This is a genomic window from Microbacterium sp. LMC-P-041 (genome assembly GCF_030209555.1).
Classification (GTDB): Bacteria; Actinomycetota; Actinomycetes; order Actinomycetales; family Microbacteriaceae; genus Microbacterium.
Genome location: NZ_JARVRV010000001.1, coordinates 369,674 through 394,913, shown reverse-complemented (window position 1 = coordinate 394,913; position 25,240 = coordinate 369,674). Strand labels below are relative to the sequence as shown.

General features: G+C 68.2%; 23 protein-coding genes and 1 tRNA gene. 11 read left to right on the top strand and 13 right to left on the bottom strand.

Features of this window, described 5'->3' with window-relative positions; genetic code table 11:
* Positions 1–84 precede the first annotated feature (84 nt).
* On the bottom strand, positions 85–2,289 hold the full coding sequence (locus tag QRN21_RS01945) for an alpha-galactosidase (RefSeq protein ID WP_285363007.1): 2,205 nt from the start codon (positions 2,287–2,289) through the stop codon (positions 85–87).
* 164 nt (positions 2,290–2,453) lie between these two features.
* Here QRN21_RS01945 and QRN21_RS01940 point away from each other — a divergent pair, with 164 nt between their 5' ends.
* The 3 genes from QRN21_RS01940 (at position 2,454) to QRN21_RS01930 (ending at position 6,102) form a co-directional block, all read left to right on the top strand.
* Positions 2,454–3,428, top strand: coding sequence for an ABC transporter permease (locus QRN21_RS01940; RefSeq protein WP_082297779.1), 975 nt, complete (start codon positions 2,454–2,456; stop codon positions 3,426–3,428).
* Positions 3,425–4,408 carry a carbohydrate ABC transporter permease gene (locus tag QRN21_RS01935; protein ID WP_233277305.1) on the top strand — a complete coding sequence of 328 codons (984 nt, stop codon included), beginning with the start codon at positions 3,425–3,427 and terminating at the stop codon, positions 4,406–4,408. Before QRN21_RS01940 ends, QRN21_RS01935 begins: the two co-directional genes overlap by 4 nt.
* 65 nt (positions 4,409–4,473) lie before the next feature.
* Positions 4,474–6,102 carry an extracellular solute-binding protein gene (locus tag QRN21_RS01930; RefSeq protein ID WP_285363006.1) on the top strand — a complete coding sequence of 543 codons (1,629 nt, stop codon included), beginning with the start codon at positions 4,474–4,476 and terminating at the stop codon, positions 6,100–6,102.
* A gap of 130 nt (positions 6,103–6,232) precedes the next feature.
* Here QRN21_RS01930 and QRN21_RS01925 read toward each other — a convergent pair whose 3' ends face one another.
* From QRN21_RS01925 to QRN21_RS01895, 7 genes are all read right to left on the bottom strand, one after another.
* Positions 6,233–7,399, bottom strand: a complete 1,167-nt coding sequence (locus tag QRN21_RS01925) for an ROK family transcriptional regulator (protein WP_083569309.1) — start codon at positions 7,397–7,399, stop codon at positions 6,233–6,235.
* Complete coding sequence (locus tag QRN21_RS01920) at positions 7,399–8,403, bottom strand: acetylxylan esterase (protein WP_285363005.1); 1,005 nt, start codon at positions 8,401–8,403, stop codon at positions 7,399–7,401. Before QRN21_RS01920 ends, QRN21_RS01925 begins: the two co-directional genes overlap by 1 nt.
* Positions 8,393–10,816 carry a glycosyl hydrolase family 95 catalytic domain-containing protein gene (locus QRN21_RS01915; RefSeq protein WP_285363004.1) on the bottom strand — a complete coding sequence of 808 codons (2,424 nt, stop codon included), beginning with the start codon at positions 10,814–10,816 and terminating at the stop codon, positions 8,393–8,395. The genes QRN21_RS01920 and QRN21_RS01915 overlap by 11 nt, the downstream gene beginning before the upstream one ends.
* Positions 10,817–10,914: 98 nt before the next feature.
* Positions 10,915–11,892: a zinc-binding dehydrogenase gene (locus QRN21_RS01910; protein ID WP_285363003.1), complete on the bottom strand. Its 978-nt coding sequence runs from the start codon at positions 11,890–11,892 to the stop codon at positions 10,915–10,917.
* Between the two features lie 44 nt (positions 11,893–11,936).
* A complete protein-coding gene (locus tag QRN21_RS01905) occupies positions 11,937–12,359 on the bottom strand; it encodes an organic hydroperoxide resistance protein (protein WP_053095718.1) in 423 nt (140 codons plus the stop codon).
* A 25-nt stretch (positions 12,360–12,384) separates the two neighbouring features.
* Entirely contained in the window at positions 12,385–12,813 is a 429-nt protein-coding gene (locus QRN21_RS01900) for a MarR family winged helix-turn-helix transcriptional regulator (RefSeq protein ID WP_056278348.1), read from the bottom strand.
* Between the two features lie 71 nt (positions 12,814–12,884).
* A complete protein-coding gene (locus QRN21_RS01895) occupies positions 12,885–13,520 on the bottom strand; it encodes a GAP family protein (RefSeq protein WP_230100622.1) in 636 nt (211 codons plus the stop codon).
* On the opposite strand from QRN21_RS01895, the gene QRN21_RS01890 reads away from it, so the two are divergent.
* Both QRN21_RS01890 and QRN21_RS01885 read left to right on the top strand, forming a co-directional pair.
* Positions 13,519–14,310 (top strand): SDR family NAD(P)-dependent oxidoreductase, encoded by a 792-nt coding sequence (locus QRN21_RS01890; RefSeq protein WP_285363002.1) that lies wholly within the window; start codon positions 13,519–13,521, stop codon positions 14,308–14,310. The genes QRN21_RS01895 and QRN21_RS01890 overlap by 2 nt on opposite strands.
* 63 nt (positions 14,311–14,373) lie before the next feature.
* On the top strand, positions 14,374–15,981 hold the full coding sequence (locus QRN21_RS01885) for a DHA2 family efflux MFS transporter permease subunit (protein ID WP_285363001.1): 1,608 nt from the start codon (positions 14,374–14,376) through the stop codon (positions 15,979–15,981).
* Positions 15,982–16,063: 82 nt separating this feature from the next.
* On the opposite strand, the gene QRN21_RS01880 is transcribed toward QRN21_RS01885, so the two are convergent.
* Positions 16,064–16,273: a hypothetical protein gene (locus tag QRN21_RS01880; RefSeq protein ID WP_285363000.1), complete on the bottom strand. Its 210-nt coding sequence runs from the start codon at positions 16,271–16,273 to the stop codon at positions 16,064–16,066.
* Positions 16,274–16,354: 81 nt separating this feature from the next.
* On the bottom strand, positions 16,355–16,669 hold the full coding sequence (locus QRN21_RS01875) for a hypothetical protein (protein ID WP_072591100.1): 315 nt from the start codon (positions 16,667–16,669) through the stop codon (positions 16,355–16,357).
* A 106-nt stretch (positions 16,670–16,775) separates the two neighbouring features.
* On the opposite strand from QRN21_RS01875, the gene QRN21_RS01870 reads away from it, so the two are divergent.
* Both QRN21_RS01870 and QRN21_RS01865 read left to right on the top strand, forming a co-directional pair.
* On the top strand, positions 16,776–16,997 hold the full coding sequence (locus QRN21_RS01870; RefSeq protein WP_230100619.1) for a hypothetical protein: 222 nt from the start codon (positions 16,776–16,778) through the stop codon (positions 16,995–16,997).
* Between the two features lie 57 nt (positions 16,998–17,054).
* Positions 17,055–17,612 carry a YegP family protein gene (locus tag QRN21_RS01865; protein ID WP_285362999.1) on the top strand — a complete coding sequence of 186 codons (558 nt, stop codon included), beginning with the start codon at positions 17,055–17,057 and terminating at the stop codon, positions 17,610–17,612.
* A 105-nt stretch (positions 17,613–17,717) separates the two neighbouring features.
* On the opposite strand, the gene QRN21_RS01860 is transcribed toward QRN21_RS01865, so the two are convergent.
* Positions 17,718–17,790, bottom strand: a tRNA-Arg gene (locus QRN21_RS01860).
* A 16-nt stretch (positions 17,791–17,806) separates the two neighbouring features.
* Positions 17,807–18,616, bottom strand: coding sequence for an SGNH/GDSL hydrolase family protein (locus tag QRN21_RS01855; RefSeq protein WP_285362998.1), 810 nt, complete (start codon positions 18,614–18,616; stop codon positions 17,807–17,809).
* 70 nt (positions 18,617–18,686) lie between these two features.
* Here QRN21_RS01855 and argS point away from each other — a divergent pair, with 70 nt between their 5' ends.
* Entirely contained in the window at positions 18,687–20,351 is a 1,665-nt protein-coding gene (gene argS, locus QRN21_RS01850; RefSeq protein ID WP_285362997.1) for an arginine--tRNA ligase, read from the top strand.
* Between the two features lie 38 nt (positions 20,352–20,389).
* Positions 20,390–21,241, top strand: coding sequence for a DUF2993 domain-containing protein (locus QRN21_RS01845; RefSeq protein ID WP_285362996.1), 852 nt, complete (start codon positions 20,390–20,392; stop codon positions 21,239–21,241).
* Between the two features lie 7 nt (positions 21,242–21,248).
* On the opposite strand, the gene QRN21_RS01840 is transcribed toward QRN21_RS01845, so the two are convergent.
* On the bottom strand, positions 21,249–22,304 hold the full coding sequence (locus QRN21_RS01840) for a YihY/virulence factor BrkB family protein (RefSeq protein ID WP_285362995.1): 1,056 nt from the start codon (positions 22,302–22,304) through the stop codon (positions 21,249–21,251).
* 150 nt (positions 22,305–22,454) lie between these two features.
* Between QRN21_RS01840 and lysA the strand changes: the two genes are divergently transcribed.
* Positions 22,455–23,864, top strand: a complete 1,410-nt coding sequence (gene lysA / locus QRN21_RS01835) for a diaminopimelate decarboxylase (RefSeq protein ID WP_056278376.1) — start codon at positions 22,455–22,457, stop codon at positions 23,862–23,864.
* A 66-nt stretch (positions 23,865–23,930) separates the two neighbouring features.
* Positions 23,931–25,238: a homoserine dehydrogenase gene (locus QRN21_RS01830; RefSeq protein ID WP_230100613.1), complete on the top strand. Its 1,308-nt coding sequence runs from the start codon at positions 23,931–23,933 to the stop codon at positions 25,236–25,238.
* Positions 25,239–25,240: the final 2 nt, after the last annotated feature.

Below are 25,240 nucleotides of genomic sequence, written 5' to 3'. Positions count from 1 at the left end.
CCGCTCTCCTTCTCTGTCGGTGTGCGTTCATTGCTTTCCTCTCGTTCGACTGCTCTGTCGGGGGATGGGAAGGAGGTGTGACCGTCAGCCGTCTGCGCGCCTGATCTCGATGAGCATCGCCTGCTGCGGATTGAGCGTCGGCAGGGGGACGCCGGCGGTGACGAGGACGGACCCCGGCATCTCGACCGGGACGGCGACGGCGGCCGTCACCCACTCGGGGTCTCCACCGTGTCTGCTCGACGCGCCGAGATCTTCGCGGATCCGGACGGTGTACGGCGCAGCGGCATCCAGTCCGGGAAAACGCACCCGACCGGACTGGCCCGATGCCGATGTCGTGAACCGGCTCCAGGTGAACAGCGCTTCGGATGCGTCTCGGGCCACGATTCCCGAGAGTGATGTCGCGGGATCCGCGAGGTCCGCGTTGACGACGCGACCGCTGTGCAGCAGGTCGCGGAATTCGCGGTACATCGCGGTCCAGCGGGCGATCGCCGCCAGTTCGCCGTCGTCGACGACGGTGAGGTCCTGCTCGATGCCGGCGTGCGCGGTCAGCGACGTCGCCAGACGGAACGACAGATCGGTGGTGCGGGCGGTGGTGTGCGATCGCCCGGAGCCGAGGTGGGAGCCGATGAGTTCGGGAGGCACGAGGCTGCGCGTCCACCGCTCGATCTGGACGCGTTCGACCGGATCGTTGCAGTCCGAGGCCCAGACACGATCGGTGCGGTCGAGGATCCCGAGGTCGATGCGTCCGCCGCCGCCCGAGCATGTCTCGATCTCGAGCCCCGGGTGCCGCGACCGCAGCTCGTCGAGCAGGCGGTAGAGCGCGGCCGTCTGCCGGTGCACGCTGGGCCTGTCCCCATCGCCGCCGCGACTGACCGCTTCGAGAAGATCGCGGTTGTGATCCCATTTCAGGTAATCGATCGAGTGCTCGCGCACGAGAGCGTCGAGACGCGCGAGAAGGTAGTCGTACGCCTCGGGGCGCGCGATGTCGAGAACGTGCTGCGACCGGGATTCCGGGCCGAGGCCCTCGGCCGGACCCAGTACCCAGTCCGGATGGGCGCGCGCGAGATCGGAGTCGAGATTGATCATCTCGGGCTCGAACCAGAGACCGAACTGCATCCCCTGAGCACGCACGACATCGACGAGGGGCCCGAGTCCGTCCGGCCACACCTCATCGTCGACGAACCAGTCGCCCAGGCCGGCATCCGCTTCGCGGCGTCCGCGGAACCAGCCGTCGTCGAGCACGATGCGCTCGACCCCCACCTCCGCCGCACGCTCGATCAGCGCGGTGAGGCGCTCGAGGTCGTGGTCGAAGTAGACCGCCTCCCAGGTGTTGAGCACCAGGGGTCGCGGCGAGCGCGGATGCGTCGGACGCGCGCGCAGGCGCCGGTGGAGTCGGTCGCTGATGGCGTCGAGTCCGCTGTCGGACCAGAGGAACAGCGCGGTCGGTGCGTCGTAGCGGTCGCCGTCTTCGAGGATGATCTCGCCTGGGTGGAGCTCCTCGCCGGCTCCGATGACCGAACTGAACACGCCAGCGCCCTCGGGAAGGCGCTCGGCGAGGTACTGCTGTTCACCGCTCCACGCGAGGTGCACGGCCCAGATCTCTCCGTGCCGGAAGCCGAATCCGGCGGTTCCGGCCGCGAGCAGGAAGGGCGAGTCGTGTCCCGGCTTGCCGCGGTGCGCGGCGCGACGGTGGGTGCCGAAGCCGAAGGGCGAACGCTGCGGGAAGCGCTCACGGCACCACTTCCCGGTGAAGTCGAGGATCTCGGTCGCGCGCTCGGGGAGCGGAAGCAGCGACAGCACGGCGCCCACCGTGTAGGGGGTCCGACCGATGCGCGGACTGAGGGCGGCGTCGCGTGCGAGGGACGTGTCGACCGCGAGAACTCCGTGCGGGTCGAGGTGATATGCGAGTTCGGTGCGGATGCCGCTGATCGTGTCGTCGAACCGGAGGACGATGCGCCCGCCGACGCCGTCGGACGGGATCTCGACATCGTGTCCCACGAGTCGAGGTCGGGGGGTCGTGGCGCGTCCGCTCGCGTGACCGGAGAGAGCTGCGGTTCCCGACCAGCCCTCGTGCTCGGTGGGCAGTGCGGAGAAGGCACGCGGGATGTCGGGGGAGTTGTTCAGCTGGGCGGGCCCGGCCGTGAGGGCGAGCGCCGAGACGGCTGCGGGATCGAGGTCTCCGAGGTCCGCGCCCCAGTGCAGCACACGGGGGATCGGGTCGGAGATCTGGACGATGAAGGCGGCACCAGCGGCGCGGAGTGCGACGACGGTGTCTGCACGGGAAGTCATGGGATGAGACCCTCCGGTAGTTACTTGACAACGTCAATAAATCACGTTTGAGATGGACGTGCAAGCGATCCCTCGAAATCGCCGACCGGAAATCGAGCGTTTACTTTTTCGGCTCGGCGTGATTTTATTACGACGTAAAGTAATCCTGCCCTGGGAGGGCGATCATGAAGCTCAGTGCTGAGCACGCACCACCGGTCGAGATCTCGCCGCCGAGTCCTCGACGCACCGACGCACGTTCGCGATTCGTCCGCAGCCTGCGCCGCTACTGGCAGCTGTACCTGCTGCTGCTCCTGCCCGTCATCTGGTTCATCGTGTTCCGATACGTGCCGATGGCCAACGCGGTCATCGCGTTCAAGAACTACAACCCCATCGACGGCGTGTGGGGGAGTCCCTGGGTGGGATTCGACAACTTCACCGCACTCTTCCGCAACCCGGTGTTCCCCAAGCTCATCGGCAACACGTTCATCCTCGCGGTGTACACCCTCATCGCGAGCTTCCCGCTGCCGATCATCCTCGCGATCCTGCTCAACGAGGTCCGACTGCGGTTCTTCACCCGCACGGTCCAGCTCGTCACGTACGCGCCGTACTTCATCTCCACCGTCGTGATCGTGTCGATGACGATCCTGCTGCTGTCTCCACGCGTGGGCATCCTGGGCCGGACGCTGAGCTTCTTCGGCGCAGGTCAGGTCGATCTGCTGGCGAGCGCCGACTTCTTCCGGCACATCTATGTGGCGACCGACATCTGGACGACCACCGGGTACTCCGCGGTCATCTACCTCGCCGCCCTCGCGTCCGTGGACACCTCCCTCTACGAGGCCGCCAAGATCGACGGCGCATCACGGCTGCAGAAGATCTGGTACGTCGACCTGCCGTCCCTGCTGCCGACAGCGACGATCATCCTGATCCTCGGGGTCGGCAACATCATGGCGATCGGGTTCGAGAAGGCGTTCCTCCTGCAGAACGCGCTGAACCTCTCGACGTCGGAGATCATCCCGACGTACGTCTACAAGACGGGCATCCTGAACGCCAACTTCAGCCTCGGAGCCACCATCGGACTCTTCAACGCCGTCATCAGCCTCGTGCTCCTGCTCGTCGTCAACGGCATATCCAAGCGAGTGACAGGAAGTGGGCTGTGGTGAGCACCGTGATCAGAGAGCAGCCCCTGCTCACCGAGGAGATCGTCGTCGGATCGGGCTCAGGGCGCGGCCGCCGCCGACGGGACCCCCTGGCCTCCGGGGTGAAGGTGAAGGAGACCAGAGCGGATCGCGTCTTCGTGATCGCCGCTTACCTGCTGCTGACGGTCTTCCTGCTCGTCGTGCTCCTGCCGCTGCTGAACATCGTCGCCAGCTCGTTCTCCAGCCCTCAGGCGGTGTCATCCGGCCGGGTGCTGTTCTGGCCCGTCGACTTCACCCTCCGTGGGTACACCGAAGCTCTCAACAACCCCGCGATCCTCCGCGGATTCGGCAACTCGGTGTTCTACACCGTGGTCGGCACGATCATCAGCGTCGCCGGCACGGTCGCCATCGCGTATCCGCTGTCCCGGGCGAACCTGTTCGGGCGCAAGACCCTCACCGGCGGCGTCGTCTTCACGATGCTGTTCTCCGGCGGAGTGATCCCGATGTACATCGTCGTCCAGTCGCTCGGCCTGCTCGACACCCGATGGTCGATGCTCCTCCCGAACGCGATCGGCGTCTGGCAGGTGATCATCGCGATGGTCTACTTCCGCTCGTCGATCCCCGACGAGGTCTACGAGGCGGCACAGCTCGACGGTGCGAGCGAACTCCGCATCCTCTGGACCATCGTGCTGCCGCTCGCCAAGCCGCTGCTCGCGGTCATCGCGCTGATGTACGCGATCATGCAGTGGAACTCGTACTTCGACGCGCTGCTCTATCTGCGTGACGCCGACCTGCAGCCGCTGCAGCTCGTGCTGCGAGGCATCCTCATCCTCAACGACGGCGGAGGCGGTGGCGACCTGGCCGCCCAGCTCGAACGTCGAGAGCTCGCCGACCTGCTCAAGTACTCGACCGTCATCATCGCCACCGTGCCGATGCTGATCGTGTACCCGTTCGTCGCGAAGCACTTCAGCAAGGGGATCATGGTCGGCGCCGTCAAGGGCTGACCACTCCTCTCACAGACCCACCACACACACCCGCACACCTGAACCGGTCAAAGGAGATTCCGGCAATGACACACCGCATCACACGAGGCGCGATCGCGGCGGTCACCGTCGTCGCGACGGGACTGGCGCTCGCCGCCTGCACCCCGGCGAGCGACGACAACGGCCAGCTCGTCGCATTCGGCCCGCAGGGCGAGAACGGCTCGCTCAAGGACAATCTGTTCACCCAGGAGGTCGAGAAGAAGTTCGACATCGACTTCGACTGGCAGACCACGACCTACGACGGCAGCGTCGCGGGGGAGAAGCGACAGATCTCGCTCGCCAGCGGCGACTACCCCGACGCGTACTTCCTCGTGCCGTGGGTCGACGGATTCTCGCGCAATGAGATCCTCAAGTACGGGCAGCAGGGGGTGCTCGTGCCCCTCGAAGACCTCATCGACGAATACGCCCCCAACCTCGCCGAGCGATTCGAAGAGAAGCCCGATTGGAAGCAGTCGGTCACCGCGCCTGACGGCCACATCTACGCGATCACCCAGTGGAGCGAGTGCTTCCACTGCAGCTACCCGTCGAAGCTCTGGATGAACACGACCTGGCTCGACGCCCTGGGACTCGAGCAGCCGACCACCACCGAGGAGCTGCGCACGGTGCTGCGCGCCTTCAAGGACGGCGACCCGAACGGCAACGGCGCCGCCGACGAGGTGCCGCTGAGCGGCTCGGCGTCGGAGCCGATCATCAACTATCTGATGAACGCCTTCACCTATGCGCCGGTCGGCGGACCCTCGAGCCCGCCGCCTCTCGTGCTCGACGGCGATGAGGTCGCGCTCAACGCCACCTCGGAAAGCTGGCGGGCGGGGCTGGAGTACATCACGTCGCTGGCGCAGGAAGGGCTGCTCGACACCGGGGCGTTCACGCAGAACGGCGACGCCCTCAAGGCGCTCGGAGACAGCGGGGACGCGCAGATCCTCGGCTCCGCCGTCACGCTGCACCCGTACGTGTTCGTCTCGGCGGACTCTCCTGACGGACGTGACAAGAACTACGACGCGGTCGCGCCGATCGCGGGTCCGGACGGCACTCAGCTCGCCACGTGGCGGTCGCCGGTGAATCCGGTGGGCACGTTTGCGCTGACCAACAAGTCGACCGAGGACGAGCGCATCGAGGCCATCAAGCTGCTCGACTACCTCGCGACGGACGAGGGCCAGATCCGCGCGTCGATGGGACCGGAGGGGGAGGCGTGGGTGCCCGCGGTCGACGGCGACCTCGCGCTCGATCCCGAGCTCGAGCCGACATTCCGTCCCATCACGTATGACGAGACCTCCAACGCCGCGTGGCGTTCGATGTCGCAGTACTGGGACTCGCTGGAGTTCCGCAACGCCCAGGTCGTGCCGGAGGACATCTACACGCCCGACGGATACGAGCGACGTCTGCTCTACGCGACGCAGGAGTACGAGCCCTTCCAGCCCGACGAGAGCGTGATCTTCCCGATCGAGAAGCTGTGGCCCGACCTCGAGACCTCGGCCGAGCTCGCGGAGCTGCAGACGAACATCGCCACCTACATCACGCAGGCCCAGGCGGAGTTCGTCACGGGGCAGCGCGACATCACGGACGACGGCGCGTGGGACGCGTACGTCGCCGACATCGAGGGCCTCGGGCTCGCACGCTACCTGGAGCTGCTGCAGACCGCGTACGACGCACTCTGATCGACACGGGATGCGCGGGACGGATCATCCGTCCCGCGCATCTCTGCATTGCGGACCGTGGCGGGCTGGGCGCGAGAAGGGGACGGATGCCGATGGCATCCGTCCCCTCTCTTCCGCTCGTCCCGAACGGTCAGCGCACGAGCGACTGGATGGCGGCGGCGGATGCGCCTCGCGCCCAGTCCTCGAAGGTGTGCGGACGGGTCAGGATGCGGCAGCGCGCCGCAGCGCCGAACGCGTGCGCCTCGAACGCGTCGTGCAGGGTCTTCTCGAACAGGTCGAAGTCCGAGACGCCCTCGCCGCCGATGATGACGACTTCGGGACCGGTGAGGTTAACGAGTGTGGCGATGGCCGTGCCGATGAGGCGGGCCGCTTCGCGGAATGCGGCGTCGGCGTCGGCGTCTCCGGCGTGGGCGAGAGCAACGGCTTCGTCGATCGCGACCGGCCGGCCGAGGGCACCGGAGACCGCCGCCTCGATCGCTCCGGTCGAGGCGGCGGCCTCGACGCAGCCGCGACGCCCGCACGGGCAGACGAGTGCCGGATCGGCGAGCGGCAGGTGCCCGATCTCGCCCGCGACACCGAACGCGCCGCTCACGACCTCTCCGTTGAGGTGCAGTCCGCTGCCGATCCCGCGTCCGATGGTGACGATAGCGAACGAGGCGGTGCCGAGCCCGACACCGAACCAGTGCTCTCCGATCGTCAGCGCGTGCACGTCGTTCTCGAGCGTGACGGGCCAGGGGAGGCGCTCCTGGAGCAGGTCGCCGAGCGGCACGTCCGCCCACCCCATGATGTTCGACTCGCGCACGATCCCGGTGATGCTGTCGACGTCACCCGACACCGACACTCCGACTCCCGCGATGGCCGACGCGCTCTCGCCGAGCTCGGCCGCGAGCGCGGCGACGACGTCGGAGATGGCGTCGATGACGGTGTGGGGATCGTCGGCGGGAAGCGCACGACGGGTGCTGGCGAGCACGGTCGTGGCGAGATCGGTCGCGACGGCGATGATCTCGTCGACGTTGACCTTGACGCCGATCATGACCATCGACTCGAGGACGATGGAGACAGGGCTCACCGGGCGTCCGGGGGTGCCGTCGCGATGCGAGGCGGGCGGCGCGTCGACGAGGCCGGCCGCGACGAGCGGGGCCACCGCCTTCGTGACAGCGGCTTGGGAGAGCCCCGTCTGGCGGGCGATGTCGATCCGGCTGATGGGACTGCGCGTCAGGATCGTCTCGAAGACCCGTGATCCCGCGTCGGACGCCGAGCGGATCAGGGTGGTTCGCGCTGCGGTGTCGTGGTCCATCAGGTCCTTCGTGTCGTGTCGGCTATCGTAGCGAATCCGCCGTGAGGCGGTCGGCTGTGCAGGCCCAGGTGCTCGGCCGCGAACTCCAGGGCGTTCTCCTCGTCGAGGTCTCCGCCGGCCTCGTGCCCGTTGTACGGCCACAGGACCACGGTCTTCTGGCCGCCGTACGCGGCGAATGCGGGCAGCACGGTCTCAGGCGGCGCGATGCCGTCGAGGAGTCCCGTGCTCAGCAGAGCCGGGGCCGTCGCACGCTTCGCGTGGTTGATCCCGTCGAAATATCGGAGCGTCTCCAGAGCCGCTGCGGCGTCGCCGCGCCGATCCGCGAAGTACTGGGTGAGCAAGGTGTACGGGTGCTCGGTGCTCAGCGTGGCGGCCCGGTCGAGTTCGCAGAGGAAAGGTGCCTGCACGATCGCGACAGCGAGGTCGGGGACCAGGCCGGCGATCGCCAGCGCGATTCCACCTCCCTGGCTCGCGCCCACCGCGCCCACGCGATCCGCGTCGACGACGTCGACGGCACGGAGCGCGTCGACGGCACGCACGGCATCCGCATACACCCTGCGGTAGTAGTACTCCTGAGGCGAGCGGATGCCGCGGGTGAGGAATCCGCCGGCGGACGGACCGCCGTCGGCATGATCGTCATCGGTGTCGCCGTGTCCCTGCCCCCGCGCGTCCACCACCAAGTGCGCGTAGCCCGCGGCAGCCCACCGCAGATCGCGCAGGGCATGACCTCGGCCGTTGCCGTAGCCGAAGAACTGCACGAGCCCGGGGAGGGGCTCCGCGGCACCGTGCGGCACGCGCAGCCAAGCATGGATCGGTGTTCCGCCGTACCCGCGGAACGACACGTCGTACACGTCTATCTGAGTCAGACGCGTGGGCATCGGGGTCACGGAGAGGTCGAGCGGAAAGCTCCGAGTGCGAGCGATCGTGTCCGCCCAGAAGGCATCGAAGTCATCAGGCTCGGTCTGTGTGGTGGGGGCGACGACATCACGCACCTCACCGCGCACGGGACTCCTCCTGGTCGGCAGACGCGGAGAAGAGAAGATCATGATCGGCGAGGTCGATCCGAGCGCCCGTCGGCACAGCGATGATCGCCTCCCGCTCGCCGTTCGAGACGGAGACCTCCCTGTCGCGCTCGCCGGGGTTGCGGAGAGCACCCGAGATCACCCGCCCGTCCGCCCAGGCGAGGTCGAGCACGAGGCCCGGTCGCACGGCGATGCCCTGGACGTCTCCGTGGGTCCAGGATGCGGGGAGCGCGGGAAGCAGACGCACTGTGCGGCCGTGGCTCTGCACGAGCATCTCGGTGATCGCGGCGGGGAATCCGAGGTTGCCGTCGATCTGGAAGGGCGGATGCGTGCTGAAGAGGTTGGGGAGCAGGCCTCCCCACTCCGAGCCGTCGACGGGCCCGTGCCGCGTGGCGTCGCCGTCGAACGGCGTCAGCGCCTCCTCGAGCAGCGATGCGGCGATGTCGCCCTGCCGTGCCCTGGCACGCAGTGCCACCTTCCACGCCCAGGACCAGCCCATGGCTCCCGGCCCGCGTGCGTCGATGAGCGCCACAGACGCGTCGAACAGCTCCGGAGTCCGCTCGGGCGTCACCTGGTCGAGCGGGAAGAGTCCGACCACGGGGGAGAGGTGCCGGTGCAGCGGTTCATGCTCGTCGACCTCTTCGGACCATTCGAGCAGTCGGCCGTCGGAGCCGACACGCAACGGAGCGAGGGCTGCCAGCGCCTCGCGCACCTCGGCTTCCAGTGCGTCGTCGATGCCGAGTCGGCGGATCGCGACGAGCGCGCGCTCGAAGAGCGAGCCGATGAGGCTGAGATCCGACGTCGCGGTCAGGCCGAGCGGCGTCGGCAGACCGTCGGCGGCCACATAGGAGTTCTCGGGGGCCGTCGACGGCGAGGTGTGCAGGTGCCCGTCGGGGCCCGGAGTCAGCCAGTCGAGGCAGAACTCCACCGCGCCCCGCATCAGCGGCCAGATGCGAGCGCGGAGCAGCTCATCGTCGCCACCGAACTCGTACGCGTCCCAGAGATTGTGGGTGAGCCAGACTCCGCCCATCATCCAGATCGCCCAGCTCGCCGCCCCGTGCCCGTCGCCGACCGGCAGGCTCCACCCCCAGACGTCGCTGTTGTGATGGGCGACCCATCCGCGCGTTCCGTACAGCTCCCTGGCGGTGTCGGAGCCGGTGCGGGCGAGGCGCTCGACGAGGGAGATCAACGGCTCGAGGACATCAGGATCGAGCAGCATCGGCGCCGCCCAGTAGTTCATCTCGGTGTTGATGTTGATCGTGTAGTTCGACGACCAGGCCGGTTGCAGCTGGTCGTTCCAGATGCCCTGGAGGTTGGCTGCAGGGCTGCCGGCACGAGAGCTCGACGCGAGGAGGTACATCCCGAATTCGGCGGCGATCGTCGCGCGGAGCAGGGGGTCGGAGCCTCGGAGAACGTCGCGATCGACGCTCCACTCGCCCTCACGCCGACTGCCGATCGCGAATCGCGCCCGAGTCATGCGGCGCCGGTCGGCGACGTGTTCGGCGAGGAGAGACGAGGCGTCGCGCTGAGCCGCGGCCTCCGCCCTCTCTCGTGCGCGATCCCGGATCGCCTCGCGTGAGGCGATCCGCCAGTCCCCGTCGGCGTCGGCCCACCACGACCCGGCGCGCGACGAAGTGGACAGGGCGATCAGCAGGCGGCGGGCATGGCGGACGACGATGCGATCGTCGTGGCGACCCACCTCGCCATCCGAGTCGAGGGAGACGGCGACGGCCGCGTAGGCGTCGAACTCGGCATCGTCGTCGGCGTAGCGCAGGGGGTCGACGGAGTCCTCGTGCAGCGGGGCGCCGTCGATCGGAACCTGCACATCCAGGACGAGCGCGTCGGACGCGTCGATGACGCGACCGCGGAGCGGGGTGGACAGCTCGACGGTGGTGTCGAACTCGTGGTCCGAGGTGAGCTCGATGATCAGGGCGTGAGCCGGAGCCGAGACCCAGGACCGTCGCGTCACGCGGCCGGCGGGGGTGCGCAGTGCCTCGACGAGGGTCGCCCTGTCGAGATCGAGGATGCGAGCGGGGATGGTCTCATCCGATCGAGCGTCCGCCACGCGCACGAGCAGATCGGCGAGAGGGAGGAACTCCTGCGAGTAGGGACCCTCGAACGCCATCAGCAGCTCCTCCGCCCGGCGCACGTCGGCGGCTGCGAGGGCCTCACGGACGGCCGCGAGCCGTTCGGGACCGGCACCCCCGTCACGCACCTTCTGCAATGCGCGCGCGGGGCCGTCGGGCGTTCCCGACCAGATCGTCGAGTCGTTCAGCTGATAGTGGCCGTCGGAGCCGCCGAACGCCATCGCGCCGATGCGGCCGTTGCCGAGGGGCGTCGCCTCCTCCCAGCGGGTGGCGGGGGCGTCCCAGGTGAGGCGCAGGGTGTCGGTCATCGCACTCCGGTGTGTTCGATCGATCTCGATGTCACCGTCAGCGTAGGCGGCATTAATTGCCGCTGTCAAGTAATCCGACCGCCCTGCGCCTGACCAGGTCAGAACTGCAGGAGAACCTTGCCCACCCGGCCCGCGGTGTTGCTTGCGCGGACTGCCTCTGCGGCATCCGCCGCATCGAAGACGCCGGCGACGGGCAGGGTCAGCGTGCCGTCGCTGACGCGCTGGATCAGTTCGCCGAACAGGCCGCCGCGCGTGCCGGCATCCATGGTCTGGATCACCTTGCTGCCCCAGAAGCCCTTGACGGTCGCCTGCTTGAAGATGACGTCGCCCGAGGCGATCTCCATCGTGGGGGAGTTCATGGCACCGAACGCGACGAGAGTGCCACCCTCGCCGAGGAGCGACAGGACGTCGCCGGCCGACGAGCCGCCTACCGAGTCGATGCCGAAGGCGACGTGTGCGCCACCGGTGATCGCGGCGACCTGCTCGCGCCAGTCGTCCGCATCCGTGGAGACCACGTTCTCGATGCCCTGCTCGCGCAGTTCATCGACCCCGGCCGAGCGCCGGACGAGCCCGATGACGTTGATGCCACGAGCGGCGCCGAGCTGTGCCAGCATGCGACCGACCGCGCCGTTCGCCGCGTTCTGGACGATCCAGTCGCCCTTCTCGGCGCCCAGGAAGTGCAGCAGGCTGATGGTGCTGAACGGCATCGACACGAGCTGCGCGGCGCTCTCGTCGCTGAGCGACTCCGGCACGGGGATGAGGCCCGCGGCGTTCGCGACGACGTACTCCGCCCAGGCGCCGAAGGTGCCTCCCGTCGCGACGCGCTGACCGACGGAGAGATCGTCGACACCCTCGCCGAGAGCATCCACGATTCCCAGAGCCTCGGTGCCCGATGCTGCCGGGAGCTCCGGCTTGAAGCCGTAGGTGCCGCGGATGGTCCACAGGTCGTGGTTGTGGATGGGCGAGAGGACGATCTTCAGTCGGACCTGGCCGGGGCCGGGCTCCGGCGTCGGACGCTCGGTGACGGTGAGGACCTCTTCGGGTTCCCCGAAGGTCTCGTGGGTGAGGGCGCGCATGATGTTCTCCTTGTGGGATCGGTCGTGGTGGAGGTCGAGCGGGATCAGTCGTCGGAGACGGTGATCGCGACGTCGATGTTGCCGCGCGTCGCGTTGGAGTACGGGCAGACCTGGTGGGCGGCGTCTGCGAGCGCCTGAGCCTGCTCGTGCGGAAGGTCGGGGATGACGACCTCGAGCTGCACGGCGAGGCCGAATCCGCCCTCGCCGTTCGACCCGATCTGCACGCGGGCCCCGACCGACGAATCGGTGATCTTCACCTTCTGCGCACGCGCGACGGTCTGCAGTGCGGAGTGGAAGCAGGCGGCGTACCCGGCCGCGAACAGCTGCTCGGGGTTGGCGCCGTCGCCGCTGCCGCCCATCTCCTTCGGGATGGCGAGGTCGAGGTCGAGTCGGCCCTCGCCCGTGGTGACGCGGCCGTTTCGTCCGGCTCCGGTGGCGAGTGCTTCGGCGGTGTAGAGAGCGTCCATCGTGTGGACTCCTTCCGGGTTGGGGTCAGTCGGCGAGCTGCAGGCGTGCGGTGAGCTCCTGCAGCTCGGTGATCAGGCGGTGACGCTGGTCGTCGTCCTGCATTCCGGCGAGGGCGGCGATCTTGGTGTGAACCGGAGCGACTTCAGTGCGCAGAGCCATGCCGGTGTCGGTCAGTCGCACGGTGACGACGCGCTCATCGGCCGTGCTGCGGGCCCGCGCGACGTAGCCCGCCTGCTCGAGGCGGCGGACCAGGGGGGAGAGGGTGCCGGAGTCGAGCTGCATGGCGTCGCCCAGCGAGCCGATCGTCTGCTCGCCCTCCATCCAGAGGATCGCGAGCACGAGGTACTGCGGGTAGGTCAGACCCCACGGGGCCAGGAGGGCACGGTACGCCTGCGTCGTCGCGCGGGCGGCGGAGTACAGCGAGAAGCACACCATCTCATCGGTCACGGCCATACCTCGAGTATTGCACGCGATTAAATTGTGCACAACCTATCTGAGTTCGTCGACGAGACGACGTCGTTCGCTCAGAGGAGCCCTGAGATGCCCTTCTGCAGCTGGAGGGCGCCGATCACGAGCAGCAGAGCGGCGTTCATCACGTGGGTGTTTCCGGCGACCCATCGTCGGGCGGAGTCGAGCAGCGGCTGCGAGCGCTCGCCTCGGATCGCGACGTAGAACACCGGCACCGCGATGGGCAACGTCCCGACGACCACGAACGCGAGGGCGACCCAGACCGCGTCGTCGCCGACCTGCGCGAGCGAGATGTCGAGCGCTGCGATGATGGCGCAGGACGCGTCGACGGGGTTCAGCACGAAGAGCGCCAGCCCGAGGAATCCGGTGCGCACGGGTCGGAAGGTCTCGACGGCATGCAGCCACCCCGGCAGCTGCGGAGCGGCCGCGACTACCTGCTGCGGCGAGGATGCGGCGGCCATCTGACGGATGCGCGCAGAGCCCTTGCGGTAGACCCAGACGGCGGCGCCCGCGAGGAACAGTCCGATCACCAGACGGAGGATCGGTACCCAGAGCGGCGGTTCGCGAAGCCCGTGCACCTCGAAGACGCCGAAGAGCCAGAGAGCCAGCGCCAGAAGGCCGGCGAGCCCCACGACCCACCCGATCAGGCTCAAGTAAAGAGACGCGTGTGCGTCGAGGAGAGGAAGCACCATGGATCTGCAGCTGCACGGGAAGACGGCGTTCATCAGCGGCTCGACGCAGGGCATCGGGTTCGCGATCGCCTCCGCGCTCGCCCGCGAAGGCGTGGACGTGACGGTGAACGGACGTGATGAGCAGCGTGTGGATGCGGCGGTCCGGCGACTGCGTGCGGAGCACCCCGGCTCGACGGTCTCGGGACTGGCGGCGGACTTCGCGAGGAGAGAAGAGGTGGAGCGCCTGACGGAGGCCCTGGGCGACGTCGACATTCTCGTCAACAATGTGGGAATCTTCGGCCTTGCCGAGTTCGAGACGATCACGGACGACGACTGGACTCGCTACTTCGAGGTGAACGTCATGAGCGGAGTGCGGCTGTCCCGCCACCTTCTCGCAGGCATGCTCGCGCGGGGGTGGGGCCGTGTCGTCTTCATCAGCAGCGAGTCCGGGGTGAACATTCCCGCCGACATGGTGCACTACGGCACGACGAAGGCCGCGATGGCCGCTCTCGGCAGCGGGCTGGCCAAGCGCACCAGAGGCACCGCGGTGACCGTGAACACGATCCTCGGAGGGCCGACGTGTTCGGACGGGGTGGCGGCGAGCGTTGCAGCCGTGGCAGAGGCGCAGTCCCTTCCGCCCGAGGTGATGAAAGGCTCCATCATCGGTCAGAACCGTACGACGCTGCTCGAGCGGTTCATCGAGCCCGATGAGATCGCGAGTCTGGTGACCTACATCGCAAGTCCTCGCTCATCGGCTACCAACGGCGCGGCGCTGCGGGCGGAGGGGGGAGTGCTCACCGCGATGCTGTAGCCGGGGGCACCTCGAGATCGAAAAAACCGCACGCCGCGCTTATTGCTAGCTAAGCTAGTAGTCATGGAACGCTACATTCGCCTGCGCTGGGTGGGCCTGGTCTTCATCAGCATCGCCGTCTCGCTGATCATCGTCGACTCGACGATCGTGAATGTGGCGATTCCGGCGATCGTCGACGATCTCGGCATCACCTCCACCGAAGTGCAGTGGGTGCAGGAGGCGTACACGCTGGTGTTCGCCGCGCTGCTGCTCGTGTTCGGCAGCCTCGCGGATCGGTTCGGGCGTCGGCGCGTGATGATCATCGGAGTCCTGGTCTTCGCAGCATCCTCGGTGCTCGCGGCCTTCGCTCCGGACGGCGGGATGCTGATCCTCGCCCGTCTTGCGCAGGGAGTGGGCGGATCGATGATCCTGCCGACCACGCTGTCGATCATCAACGCCACCTTCCGCGGGCGCGAGCGGGGGATCGCCTTCGCGGTGTGGGGGTCGACGATCGGCGGAATGGCCGCTGTGGGCCCGTTGCTCGGCGGATGGCTGACGACTGCCTTCTCCTGGCGGTGGGCGTTCGGGATCAACATCCCGCTGGGCATCATCATCGTCATCGGCGTGCTGCTCACGGTGGCGGAGTCGCGCAGCGACCGGACGTCGAAGATCGATGTGGTCGGGGCGATCCTCTCGGTCATCACCATGGCCAGCCTCGTGTTCGGCCTCATCGAGGGGCGCACGTACGGCTGGTGGCTCGTCGACCAACGTCCGCAGATCGGCGACTGGGCCTGGCCGCTCGATGTCTCTCCGATCCCCTTCGCCTTCGCGCTGGCGATCGTGGCACTCGTCGCGTTCATCGCATGGGGTGTGCATCGCGAGCGGCAGGGCAGGTCCACGCTGCTTGCTCTGCGTCTGTTCTCCATCCCCTCGTTCCGCAACGGCAACATCGCGGCGACAGTCGTGTCGCTGGGAGAGTTCGGCATCATCCTCGCTCTGCCGCTGTGGCTGCAGTTCGTCCTCGGCTTCGATGCGCTGCAGACCGGACTCCTGCTGCTCGCGCTCGCCCTCGGATCCTTCGTCGCGAGCGGTGCTGCGGGGGCGGCCAGCGGAAAGATCGCTCCGGTGTGGGTCGTCCGTGCGGGCCTCATCGCCGAGATCATCGGCGTCGCCGGAGTCGGCTTCGTCATCGCCCCCGATGCGTCGTGGGTGCCGCTGATCCCGTTCCTCTTCGTCTACGGCCTCGGTGTCGGCCTCGCCACCGCTCAGCTGACCGGCGTCGTGCTCGCCGATGTGCCGGTCGACGACAGCGGCGCGGCTTCGGGCACGCAGTCGACGTCACGACAGCTCGGTGCAGCGCTCGGGGTCGCAGTGCTCGGCACCGTGCTGTTCACGAGCACAGCCGGGATCCTCGCGTCATCACTCGACGCTCGGGGACTCCCGGCCGAGCAGCGCGATCAGATCGTGTCGGCGGTCGTCGACAGTGCGGGCGGAGCGATCAGCGGACTGGAGGCGCAGCCCGAGACGGCTGACATCGCCGACGACGCCAAGGCCGCGTTCTCCGACGGCACGCGTTTCGCGGCGTGGACGGCCGCAGGGTTCCTGTCCCTCGGCCTCCTGTCGACGATCTCCCTCGGAGCGACCGCCAAGACCCGACGTGAGGACCAGCCCGACGCGACGTCGGCCGCCTGATTCCTTCATGTACCCCGTGGCTACTCGATGTCCCACATCGTGTAGCCGACGACGCCGGCCGGGATGAACTCCATCGGCTTCGTCAGCTCGTTCTCGATGCCTGTATCCGGCCGGTGTCCTCGGAGATGAGGAGGGTGCTCTGGTAGGACGTCCCCTCATCGCTCACCCGGAGCCCGACCGAGTCTCGGCCGAGCCGGTCGTGCGACTCAGCCAGCACCGTGAGCCCGCCCGCATCGACGAGCATGTCGATCAGAGTGGCGTGCTGCTCGTCCGTCAGAGTCCAGTAGCTCAATAGCTGGCCGATGGCGCGCAGGAGTTCTCCCGACGAACTTCTGTTCCGGCGTCGAGAGCCTCTGCTCAGAAGTCGGTCTCGCTAGCCCTCATCGACGGTCACCGCATTGCCCCACACCCAGCACCGGAACGTCCGGTCGCCTGCCCGGAACTCGATGCCTGCGGCCAACGGTGTCGACCGCGCGAGCTTCGCATCGACCCGCACCGCTTCGGGCCCGAAGCGCACCCAGGCGCGGACCGCACGATACGGCTGCGGATAGATCGTGACGGGCTGTTCCCGGAGCGCGAGCTCGCGCTCCGTCAGGGATTGAAGAGCGCCGGCGCGCGCTGCGGTGAGGATGGTCTGATGCTGAGAGCGCATGTCGTAGTGGGCTGCCAGGCGCTTGCTCGTGCCCATGCCGGCTCCCTTCTCCGGCCCAGTGACAACGGTAGCAAGATTCGAAGATTTGTTCTATTCTCGACTCATGCGACCAGCTCCTGCTCATCTGCCTGCGACTATATGGATGGTCGACGACATCCCGTCGCGAATGGTCTTCGCCGGGCGTCGGTGGAAGGTCTCCGACACGCCCACGCGACTCAGGGACTCGATCTGGTCAGCGGCGCCGGAGTCGGAGCGAGGGTTGTACGGATGGCGGTTCCAGGGCACGGATGACGAGGGCCACTCCCTGGTGTTCGACGTCTTCCGGGGTGAGGACGGGTGGCATGTGCACCACAGCTACGACTAGGGGTCAGGCGGACGGAATCCTTGTCCCGGCTCGGTCGGTGCGCGCTATCGTGTGGGCATGACGGACTCCGGCGCGACACTCCTCGCCGCGATAATCGCGGCCGGCGTGGCAGGAGTCGGACTGATCTGGTCTGTCGTCAGCTTCATGCTGACGAGGCGGACCCAGCGAGCCACGGATGCTCGTCAGGAGTGGTCGCGCCGATTCGAGCACGCGCATGAGCTCGCGTTCAGCTCCGATCTCAAGGAGGCAGCGAGCGGCCTCAGGCTCATCGAGGCGCTCGCGCGTGAGCGGTGGGTCACGGACGAAGATCGGGCGACCGCGGTGAGCATCCTCTCGTCTCTCACGGGGGTGGCTGAGGCGCCGGCGGCGCAGCTGCGCGCGACGATCCTCGCGGAGGTCAGGAACCCGGCGGTCGCCGCTGCGCTCGGCAGAGTGGAGCCAGGGCCGAAGGGCCGGTTCGAGGTCTACCGCGACGCGTCCGGAGACTACCGATGGCGCCTCAAGAGCGCGGGAGGCCACCACCTGGCCGTCAGTGAGGGGCATTCCAGCGAGGCTGCCGCGATGAGCTCGCTCGAACTGGCCCGTCGTGAACTCGGCAGCGAGCCACCGGAGTAAGTGGGCCGCGAGCGCAACGAGAAAGGCCGCCTGGAACCAGGCGGCCTTTCTCGATATCTCGGCTCCGCGTGCGAATTCTCATTCATGCAGCGCGTGACCCGTGTGTGCCCCCGACAGGAGTCGAACCTGCGACCTACGGTACCGGAAACCGGCGCTCTATCCACTGAGCTACGGAGGCGTACCGATCGACAATATCACTGCTCGGGAGTGGTCTCCGACCCACCGGCCTCGGTCACCGGCGCATCGCCCAGTTCGCCGAGCGCTGCGGCCAGCTTCTCGGCGAGGTAGCGGTGACCGTCGGTCGACGGATGCTTGCGGCCGATCTCGACGTCGATGACCGACAGGTAGTTCTGGTGTGTGATCCAGTTCTGTGCGACGGGGGAGATGTACCACCATCCGCGAGCGGCGGCGAGTTCACCGAGATCGGCGTCGATGCGCGCGGTCTCAGCGCCCACGGGAAGTTCGTGCGGCGCCGGCCCCAGAATGACGATCGACGCGTCCGGATACTTCGCCGCCATGGCATCCCACGCGGCGGTGACGGCCTCGCGGTATCCGGCCTCGCCCTGCGCCCGGTCGTTGATCGACCCCTGGAGGATGATCAGGTCTGGAGTGAGTGCCGGGTCCAGAGCGGCGATGCGCACACCGAAGGCCGGCCCATCGAGTCCGGGCTTGAGGTAACCGCTGCCGCGGATTCCGTCGACGATCGTCTGTCCGTCGATCAGGTCGGCGAGCTGATAGGCGTATCCGAGGGTCGGCTCGGTCGCGGCCGAGCCGTAGGTCCAGGAGTCGCCGAACACGAGAACGGTCGGATGCTCCGGAAGAAGAAGGGGAACCGGCGCGATCGCGACCGATTCGTCCGCTGCCGCCGCAGCACCGACGGGTGCCGAAGACGGCATCGGAACCCAGGGCCGCCACACGCCGAGGACGACTGCCGCGACCGCCAGGATCACTGCGACGGCGAGGCCCGCGACGGGCAGACGATAGCGGGCGGATGCGGCCTTCATGGCATGACTGTAGATCACGAATCCGCCCTCGCAAATTCGGGCGCGTGACGCGCCGTAAACTGGGAGGCCTATGAACCCTGAATCGCTCGCCACAGCCCTCCTCGCCGTCCTCGCACCGATCGCCGAGGAACGACGTCCTGGCGAGCCGTTCTCGCTGTCCGCGTCGGACATCGTCTTCGAGCGTCCGCGCAACCGCGACCACGGCGACTGGGCCTCGAACATCGCGATGCGCCTGGCGAAGCCGTTCGGCACGAACCCGCGCGAGTTGGCGCAGCAGATCGCCGACGGCCTCGCGCAGGTGGGTGGCGTGCAGACCGCCGAGGTCGCAGGGCCGGGCTTCATCAACATCCGCCTCGACGCGGCTGCCGCCGGCGCGCTGGCGAAGCTCATCGTCGAAGCCGGCGCCGAGTACGGGCACAACGACACGCAGGTCGGTCACAGCATCAACATCGAGTTCGTGAGCGCGAACCCGACCGGGCCGCTGCACATCGGTCACACTCGCTGGGCGGCGCTCGGCGATGCGATCGCCCGGGTGCTCGCAGCCTCCGGCGCGAAGGTCGCGAGGGAGTATTACATCAACGACGCCGGAGTGCAGATGGAGCGCTTCGCGAATTCGGTGCTGGCCGCCGTCAAGGGCGAACCAACTCCCGAGGGCGGGTACGCCGGCAGCTACATCGGCGATCTGGCCGCTCGTGTTCTCGTGGCGCGTCCGGACCTGCTCGAGCTCTCCGGTGACGAGCAGGTGGTCGTCACGCGGGAGCTCGCCTACGGGTTCCAGCTGGAGGAGCAGAAGCAGTCGCTCTCGAAGTTCAACGTCGACTTCGACGTGTGGTTCTCGGAGCGCACGCTGCACGCCAAGGACGCGGACGGCGTCAGCTTCGTCGATCGCGCCGTCGACCGCCTGCGCGAGCAGGGACACGTGTTCGACGACGAGGGTGCAGTGTGGGTGCGCACCACCGACTTCGGTGACGACAAGGATCGCGTGATCCGTCGCTCCAACGGCGAGTACACGTACTTCGCCGCCGACGCCGCGTACTACCTGAACAAGGGGGACCGCGGCTTCGAGTACAAGCTGTACCTTCTCGGAGCCGACCACCACGGCTACGTCCACCGCCTCAAGGCGATCGCCGGCGCCGCCGGGGAAGACCCCGAGAAGAACGTCGAGGTGCTGATCGGTCAGCTGGTCTCGGTCGGGGGAGCGCGGCTGAGCAAGCGTGCGGGCAACATCATCGAGATGGACGATCTGCGCGAATGGCTCGGCACCGATGCGCTGCGCTACTCGCTCGAGCGCTCGCCTGCTGACTCCCCGCTCGCTCTCGATCCTGAGCTGCTGCAGAAGCGCACGAACGACAACCCGGTGTTCTACGTGCAGTACGCGCATGCCCGCACGCACAACGTGGCCCGCAATGCCGCCGACTCCGGTGTGGATCGCTCGGAGTTCGCGCCCGAGACGCTCACGCATGAGACCGAGAGCGCTCTGCTCGGCGCTCTGCAGGAGTTCCCTCGCATCGTGGCGTTCGCGGCCGAGGTGCGCGAGCCGCACCGCGTCGCGCGCTACCTCGAGGAGCTCGCCGGCCTGTACCACCGCTGGTACGACAACTGCCGCGTGATCCCGCAGGGCGACGACCCCATCGAGACCGTGCACCGCACGCGTCTGTGGCTCAATGACGCCGCAGGGCAGGTCTTCCGCAACGGCCTCGACCTGCTCGGCGTGTCCGCTCCCGAGCGCATGTGACCTCTGCTGTCGTCCGTGCCGTAGGGCAGGATGGCAGCATGAGCGACGAGAACCACACCCTTCCTTACCCGTCGGCGGATTCCGAGCATCCGACGCTCGTGATCCCGGGTGGGAAGGACGGCGGGGATGCCGGTGCCACACCGCCGAAGCGCGCGCGCAAGCGCTGGCCCTGGGTGCTGCTGATCGTCGTGGTCGTTCTCGCTGTTCTCGCCGTCGCTGCGGAGCTCATCGCGCGCGCTGTCCTGCCCGGCGTCGTGCGGGGCATCGTGATCGAGCAGCTCGACCTGCCGGCCGACCAGAAGCTCGCCGTCGAGGCCGACGGCATCCTGATCCCGCAGCTGATCGGCGGAACGCTGGACACCCTGCATCTCTCGACCGACTCGGTCACGCTGGAGGGGATCACGGGCGCCGTCGACGTCACCGCCACGGGCGTGCCGCTGCGCGGCGGTGACCTCGCATCCGCGTCCGGCACGATCCGCATCGACGAGTCCCAGTTCACGTCCCTGCTCTCGAACACCGAGCTGCCGATCGACACGGTCACGCTCGAATCGCCGAACGCGACGGTCGCGGGTTCGGTGAGCGTTCTCGGCCTCGCCATCCCGGTATCGCTCACGGTGACCCCGGGGGTGGCCGAGGGAGATCTCGAGCTCACTCCTGTCGGCCTCACCGTCGGCGGACTCGAGGTCGACACGGATCAGGTCGGCTCGAGTCTCGGTGCTCTGGGGGAGCAGCTCACCCAGACGCAGCGCATCTGCATCGCGGACCAGCTTCCCGCCGGCATCACCCTCACGGGCCTCACGATCGACGGATCGGAGGCTGTGATCGACGTCGACGTCGACGGTGCGATCGCGACCGATCAGACCCTGCTCGAGAAGGGCACCTGCCCCTGAGACGGGCTCAGTCCTCGTCGGTTCCGAGACGGGCCTCTCGCTCGGCCTTCTGCGCCTCCCGAAGCTCGGACGTCGCCAGCGCGACCTCCGCTTCGGCGCGCTGCACACGTCGCTGGGGGAAGGTCGTCGCGCCGAACCGCGCGTGCACCCGGTCCTTGCGTTCCTCCTCCGACGTGACGATGTAGGCGCACGCGATCAGGATGACCTGGGCCGACAGGTTGAGCCAGATGAGCAGCGCCAGCAGAGTGGCGAAGGAGGCGAGGAGGGGGTTGCTCGTCGCGCCGCCGATGAACAGGCCGGACAGCTCCTGCAGCACGAGCAGCCCGACTCCGCCGATGAGGGACCCGATCCAGAGTGAACGGCCTGCGGGGCGCAGCCCGGAGAGCAGGCGGAACACCCCGGCGATGAGCACCGTGTCGAGTGCCAGCACGACGACCAGGGAGACGATCCGGATGCTCCAGGATGCCGCGGGCGAATCCTCGGGAATGCCGAGCAGACCGCTGATCCAGGTGATCCCGAGCCGACCGGCGAATGTGACGGCCGCTGCGGCGACGAACAGCACGGCGACGCCGGCCGCGAGCAGCAGGTTGCGGAGCATGACCCAGATGAACAGCACGTCGGCATGCGCGGTTCCGGCGAGGACGCGCACCGCGGTGCGCAGCGATCCGACGGCGCCGAGCGCCGAGCCGATCAGCGCGACCGTCGAGATGGCGCCCGCGACGGAGAGCGATATCGGCTCCTTGAGATCGTCGGGATTGACGACGCCGTCTTCGCCGATGAGACCGGGCACCACGGACTGCACGGCGGAGATGATCGCGTTCCAGGCGTCGGGATTGCCGGCGAGCCAGAGAGCGGCGATCGAGAACCCCAGGAGCACGGCGGCGAAGACGCTGAACAGAGCGCGGTATGTCACGCTGTCGGCGAGCATCGGGCCCCGCCGCTCGGAGTAGAGCAGGAACGCGCGGACCGGGCGCCGTGTCAGAGCCCAGCGGATCGCCGACGCGCCGACGCGCGCGATCAAGCCGGGGCGTCGGGCATCGGGTGCTGCGGATTCGGTGCTCATCTCCACCACCTTAGGAGTCGGCGGGATGTGTCCGCAGGGGGTTGACGCCGGGCGTCACCATGACTGATGCGGCATGCACGGTGCCCTAGAATCGGGGGCAACCTCGCAGTGCGCGCATCCGCCCGAGACCCGTCCCACGATTGGTGTTCCTTGCTTTCCCCTGCCGACTCGCTCGCCCCGGAATGGCTCGTCGTGCCCGACGACGCGAATGATCTTCCCACCGCCGTGTGGCCGGCGTCCGCCGTCCGCGGTGACGACGGAGCGCTGCGGCTCGCGGGGATCTCCGCCACCGATCTCGCGGAGTCGTACGGCACGCCGCTGCTCGTGATCGACGAGGACGAGGTGCGATCTCGGGCCCGCGCATTCCGCTCGTCCTTCGACGCGGCCGCCGCCGCCCACGGCACGACTGCGCGGGTGTATTACGCCGGCAAGGCGCTGCTGACCACGACGATCGCGCGCTGGGTGACCGAAGAGGGACTCAACGTCGACGTGTGCACCGGTGGTGAACTCGAGGTCGCACTCGCGGCCGGCGTCTCTCCGTCGTCGCTGGGGTTCCACGGGAACAACAAGTCGGTCGCCGAGCTCGAGCGCGCGGTCGAGGTGGGCATCGGCACGATCATCGTCGACAGCGCGATCGAGATCGAGCGTCTCGCGGCCATCACCGCCAGGACCGGCGCTGTGCAGCGGGTGCTGGTGCGGGTCATCAGCGGCGTGCACGCCGAGACGCACGACTTCCTCGCGACGGCCCACGAAGACCAGAAGTTCGGCTTCCCGCTGCCCGAGGCCGAGCAGGCCGTCGCCCGCATCAGGGAGATCCCGGGAATCGAGTTCGCCGGCCTTCACTGCCACATCGGATCGCAGATCTTCGGCGTCGCGGGCTTCCGCGAGTCGGCGTCGCGCGTGCTCGAGCTCCATGCGACTCTCCTCGAGGGCGGACCGGTTCCGCAGCTCAACCTCGGCGGAGGGTTCGGAATCGCCTACACGAGCGTCGACGACCCGACGCCGATCGAGACCCTCGCAGGCGAGATCGTCGCCGCCGTCGCCGAAGGCTGCGCCGCGCGAGGCATCGCCGTGCCCGCGTTGTCGTTCGAGCCAGGCAGGGCCATCGTCGGCACTGCCGGAGTGACGCTCTACGAGGTCGGGACGACCAAGGACGTCGCGCTCGATTCGGGCGCGACCCGGCGCTACATCAGCGTCGACGGCGGAATGAGCGACAACGCCAGGACGGCGCTGTACGACGCGCAGTTCTCGGCTCGACTCGCCTCCCGGGTCGGCATCGGCTCGCCGCAGCTCAGCAGGGTCGTGGGCAAGCACTGCGAGTCCGGCGACATCGTCGTCGACCATGAGTACCTTCCGGCCGACGTCTCTCCCGGCGATCTGCTCGCGGTCCCCTCGACCGGTGCGTACTGTGCGCCGCTCGCGAGCAACTACAACCATGTCCCTCGCCCTCCGATCGTCGCTGTGAGCGACGGCCGATCGGCGGTCATCGTCCGCGGTGAGACGATCGCCGACGTGCTGTCTCGCGACGTCGGTGTCGCGGCCCCCGAGAGCCACGGGTGATCCGCGCGACGAACGACGCGGTCCCCGACGAAGCACGACTGAACCACCCTCCTAAGGAGAGATGTAATGACGACTGAGTATCGACGACTTCGGGTGGCGCTGCTCGGCGCCGGAGCGGTCGGCTCCCAGGTGGCCGCCCTGCTGCTGCGCCACGGCGATGAGCTCGCCGACCGGGCGGGTGCCACGCTGGAGCTGGCCGGCATCGCGGTGCGCAACCTCGATGCGCCGCGCGAGACCGATCTGCCGAAAGAGCTGTTCACGACCGATGCCGAAGCGCTGATCCTCGGCTCCGACATCGTGATCGAGCTGATCGGCGGCATCGAGCCCGCCCGCACGAGCATCCTGCAGGCGATCGGCTCCGGTGCCGACGTCGTGACCGCCAACAAGGCGCTGCTGGCCACTCACGGCCCCGAGCTCTTCGAAGCGGCCGACCGCGTGGGCGCATCCGTCTACTATGAGGCCGCCGCCGCCGGTGCCATCCCGATCATCCGCCCGCTGCGCGACTCTCTCGCCGGTGACCGCGTGGTGCGCATCATGGGAATCGTGAACGGCACGACCAACTACATCCTCGACCGCATGGACACCGAGGGCGCCGACTTCGCCGATGTGCTCGCCGACGCGCAGCGTCTCGGATACGCCGAGGCCGACCCGACCGCCGACGTCGAGGGATACGACGCCGCGCAGAAGGCCGCGATCCTCGCGAGCCTCGCCTTCCACACGGCTGTTCCGCTCGACGCCGTGTACCGCGAGGGCATCACGACCATCACCGCGTCGATGATCGATGAGGCGCGCGCAGCCGGCTTCGTCATCAAGCTGCTCGCCGTGTGCGAGCGCATCGAGGCCAACGGCACCGAGTCGATCTCGGTGCGCGTCTACCCGGCCCTCGTGCCGACGTCGCACCCTCTCGCGTCGGTGCACGGCGCCAACAACGCCGTGTTCGTCGAGGCCGAGGCTGCGGGCTCGCTCATGTTCTACGGCGCAGGCGCCGGTGGCGTGCAGACCGCATCCGCGGTGCTCGGAGACGTCGTGTCGGCGGCTCGACGCCATATCGCCGGCGGCGTCGGCGTGGGGGAGTCCACCAGGGCCAACCTCCCGGTGGTGCCGATCGGTCATGTCACCACCCGCTACCAGATCACCCTCGAGGTCTCGGACGCTCCCGGTGTGCTCGCGACCGTCGCCGGCATCCTCAGCGACGGATCGGTCTCCGTCGCGACCGTGGTGCAGACGGTCGAAGGAGAGGACGAGCCCACCGCTCGTCTCGTCATCGGCACGCACCGGGCCACGGACGCCGCGCTCAGCGCCACGGTCGACGCACTCGCCGCCAGCTCTGTCGTCGAGCGGGTCGTCTCGGTGCTCCGCGTGGAAGGCGAGTGACG

Bases quoted from the DNA above. Each gene is read 5' to 3' on its own strand.
- QRN21_RS01945 (WP_285363007.1), bottom strand. From the start codon at position 2,289: ATGACTTCCCGTGCAGACACCGTCGTCGCACTCCGCGCCGCTGGTGCC.
- QRN21_RS01940 (WP_082297779.1), top strand. From the start codon at position 2,454: ATGAAGCTCAGTGCTGAGCACGCACCACCGGTCGAGATCTCGCCGCCG.
- QRN21_RS01930 (WP_285363006.1), top strand. From the start codon at position 4,474: ATGACACACCGCATCACACGAGGCGCGATCGCGGCGGTCACCGTCGTC.
- QRN21_RS01925 (WP_083569309.1), bottom strand. From the start codon at position 7,399: ATGGACCACGACACCGCAGCGCGAACCACCCTGATCCGCTCGGCGTCC.
- QRN21_RS01915 (WP_285363004.1), bottom strand. From the start codon at position 10,816: ATGACCGACACCCTGCGCCTCACCTGGGACGCCCCCGCCACCCGCTGG.
- QRN21_RS01910 (WP_285363003.1), bottom strand. From the start codon at position 11,892: ATGCGCGCCCTCACCCACGAGACCTTCGGGGAACCCGAAGAGGTCCTC.
- QRN21_RS01905 (WP_053095718.1), bottom strand. From the start codon at position 12,359: ATGGACGCTCTCTACACCGCCGAAGCACTCGCCACCGGAGCCGGACGA.
- QRN21_RS01900 (WP_056278348.1), bottom strand. From the start codon at position 12,813: ATGGCCGTGACCGATGAGATGGTGTGCTTCTCGCTGTACTCCGCCGCC.
- QRN21_RS01890 (WP_285363002.1), top strand. From the start codon at position 13,519: ATGGATCTGCAGCTGCACGGGAAGACGGCGTTCATCAGCGGCTCGACG.
- QRN21_RS01895 (WP_230100622.1), bottom strand. From the start codon at position 13,520: ATGGTGCTTCCTCTCCTCGACGCACACGCGTCTCTTTACTTGAGCCTG.
- QRN21_RS01885 (WP_285363001.1), top strand. From the start codon at position 14,374: ATGGAACGCTACATTCGCCTGCGCTGGGTGGGCCTGGTCTTCATCAGC.
- QRN21_RS01875 (WP_072591100.1), bottom strand. From the start codon at position 16,669: ATGGGCACGAGCAAGCGCCTGGCAGCCCACTACGACATGCGCTCTCAG.
- QRN21_RS01870 (WP_230100619.1), top strand. From the start codon at position 16,776: ATGGTCGACGACATCCCGTCGCGAATGGTCTTCGCCGGGCGTCGGTGG.
- QRN21_RS01865 (WP_285362999.1), top strand. From the start codon at position 17,055: ATGACGGACTCCGGCGCGACACTCCTCGCCGCGATAATCGCGGCCGGC.
- QRN21_RS01855 (WP_285362998.1), bottom strand. From the start codon at position 18,616: ATGAAGGCCGCATCCGCCCGCTATCGTCTGCCCGTCGCGGGCCTCGCC.
- argS (WP_285362997.1), top strand. From the start codon at position 18,687: ATGAACCCTGAATCGCTCGCCACAGCCCTCCTCGCCGTCCTCGCACCG.
- QRN21_RS01845 (WP_285362996.1), top strand. From the start codon at position 20,390: ATGAGCGACGAGAACCACACCCTTCCTTACCCGTCGGCGGATTCCGAG.
- QRN21_RS01840 (WP_285362995.1), bottom strand. From the start codon at position 22,304: ATGAGCACCGAATCCGCAGCACCCGATGCCCGACGCCCCGGCTTGATC.
- QRN21_RS01830 (WP_230100613.1), top strand. From the start codon at position 23,931: ATGACGACTGAGTATCGACGACTTCGGGTGGCGCTGCTCGGCGCCGGA.